The following is a 329-nucleotide window of genomic DNA, read 5'->3' on the forward strand; positions in this document are numbered from 1 at the left end:
GTTGCTGACCCATTCGGCGGTGCAGCATCGGTTGCCGATTCCCGAAGGTTTGCAAGCCCTGGCGATCGACGAGGTGTCGGTGTGGGCAGATTACAGCGACAGTGCGCCGCAAGTGACGCTATACGGCGACAACCTGGCCTACGTGATCTACACCTCCGGTTCCACCGGCCTGCCCAAGGGCGTGGCGGTGTCCCACGGGCCGTTGGTGGCGCACATCATCGCCACCGGCGAGCGCTATGAAACCGGGCCGACCGATTGCGAATTGCACTTCATGTCCTTCGCCTTCGACGGCTCCCACGAAGGCTGGATGCACCCGTTGATCAACGGCG

At 63.2% G+C, this 329-nt stretch carries 1 protein-coding gene; it reads left to right on the forward strand.

Features of this window, described 5'->3' with window-relative positions; genetic code table 11:
• On the forward strand, positions 1 to 329 hold a 329-nt coding region (locus SB756_RS28815), incomplete at both ends, for an AMP-binding protein (RefSeq protein WP_410912935.1).

This window comes from Pseudomonas sp. SIMBA_068 (assembly GCF_046534705.1).
Classification (GTDB): Bacteria; Pseudomonadota; Gammaproteobacteria; order Pseudomonadales; family Pseudomonadaceae; genus Aquipseudomonas; species Aquipseudomonas putida.